The organism is Streptomyces polyasparticus (assembly GCF_014493765.1).
In the GTDB taxonomy this organism is placed as follows: Bacteria; Actinomycetota; Actinomycetes; order Streptomycetales; family Streptomycetaceae; genus Streptomyces; species Streptomyces polyasparticus.
The window spans coordinates 1-1,965 of the sequence record NZ_JACTVJ010000077.1 but is presented as its reverse complement, the minus strand read 5'-3'; the positions used below and the strand labels follow the sequence as shown (position 1 = coordinate 1,965).

Sequence of the window (1,965 nt, the reverse complement as noted above, 5' to 3'; positions counted from 1 at the left end):
CAGACCATCTCCACGATCACCGACGCGGTCATGGAGGGCATGGCCGAATGGCAGGCCCGCCCCCTTGATCGCGTCTATCCGGTGGTCTTCGTGGATGCCATCAACGTGAAGATTCGCGATGGCAAGGTCGCTAACCGGCCGATCTACCTCGCGATGGCGGTCACCGTCGAGGGCACCCGCGACATCCTCGGGATCTGGGCCGGTGACGGTGGCGAGGGTGCCAAGCACTGGCTGCAGGTCTTCACCGAGCTGAAGAATCGCGGAGTTGAAGATGTCCTGATGCTCGTCTGCGACGGGTTGAAGGGCCTGCCGGACGCGGTCGAGACGGTCTGGCCCCGAACTGTCGTGCAGACGTGCATCGTTCACCTGATTCGCAACAGCATCCGCTACTGCGCCCGTCAGGACTGGGACAAGGTCGCCCGTGATCTCAAGCCCGTCTACACCGCGCCGAGCGAGTCCGCCGCGACCGAACGGTTCCTGGAGTTCTCCGAGAAGTGGGGCAGCAAATATCCCGCAGTGATCAAGCTGTGGTCCGACGCCTGGGCCGAGATGGTGCCCTTCTTGTCCTTCGACGTCGAGATCCGCAAGGTGATCTGTTCGACGAACGCGATCGAGAGCGTGAACGCCCGGATCCGCAAGGCGGTCCGCGCCCGCGGCCACTTCCCGTCGGAGGCCGCCGCGTTGAAGTGCGTCTATATGGCGCTGATGAGTCTGGATCCCACCGGCAAGGGCCGTCGCCGATGGACGATGCGCTGGAAGGCGCCCCTGAACGCCTTCCAGATCGCCTTCGACGGCCGCCTCACCCCGACTGACCAGCGATAACTCAACAACCAAGATCAGCCGTTAACTTGACACACCCCTCGCCGCAGACAGGCCACGTCGCGCCATTCGAACTGCTGCAAGAAGTTGGCCTCATCGGACTCCTGCAGCGTCACCGTGTCCTTGAGACTGGAGTGGTCACGTGAAGGCACAGTCCCTTTGGACGAACCTGCCGACGAGTCCGTCCGTCCTCTGCCGCCTGTGTCAACACGCTGCATGCCCCAGCAATATCTGCTGTTGCACGTGCGCTCGTCCGAGCCGGGGCCTGTCAGAAGGATCGTGCAAGCCCGGTGTGACCGGTCTGGCATGAGACGTGGTCTCTGCCGGGAAGGATCACGATGGGCAACAGGGATGAACGGCCCCGCGACGGCGGCGAGATCGTACGCACGGGAGCCGAGTTGGCGCGACTGTCCAAGCAGGACCAGGAGTTGGCCCAGAATCTGGTGGAGCGGGCCCGTAGCGAGGGCCTGAATCTTGTCGGGGAGGACGGGCTGCTCAAAGGGCTGGTGAAGCTGGTCCTGGAGGGTGCCTTGGAGGCCGAGATGAGTGATCACCTCGGCTACGAGCGGGGTGACCGGGCCGGTCAGGGCAGCGGCAACTCCCGCAATGGCTCTTCACGGAAACGGGTGTTGACCGATGTCGGGGCGGTCGACATCGAGGTGCCCAAGGACCGGGCCGGGAGTTTCGAGCCGGCGATCGTGCCCAAGCACCAACGAAGGGTGGAAGGCTTCGACGAGGCGATCCTGTCGCTCTACGCGAAGGGCCTGACGACCGGAGAGATCCAGCCCATCTGGCCGAGATCTACGACATCGACGTCTTACGAGACCTCATCTCGAGGGCCACCGACAAGATCACCGAAGAGCTGGATGCCTGGCGGAACCGGCCGCCGGACCGTACCTATGCAGTCCTCATGATCGATGCGATCGTGCTGAAGATCCGCGATGGGGCGGTCGCGAACCGGCCCGTCTATATCGCCGTCGGCATCAACCTCGAAGGCGAACGCGACGTGCTCGGGATGTGGGTCGGCTCGGGCGGCGAGGGCGCCAAGCAGTGGATGGCCTGGCTGGCGGAGCTGACGAACCGCGGAGTCGCAGCAAGGCCACGGAGTTAAGCGGCGGAACCGTCCGTCAAGAGGGTGATCTCGTC

1 protein-coding gene and 1 pseudogene are annotated in these 1,965 nt (G+C 64.2%); both read left to right on the top strand.

The window, feature by feature from the left end:
• Nucleotides 1-822: IS256 family transposase (locus H9Y04_RS45500; protein WP_187820127.1), on the top strand; the 822-nt coding region annotated here is incomplete at its 5' end.
• Between the two features lie 335 nt (nucleotides 823-1,157).
• Nucleotides 1,158-1,909: pseudogene (locus tag H9Y04_RS45495) on the top strand (IS256 family transposase); the annotation flags it as partial.
• Nucleotides 1,910-1,965 lie beyond the last annotated feature (56 nt).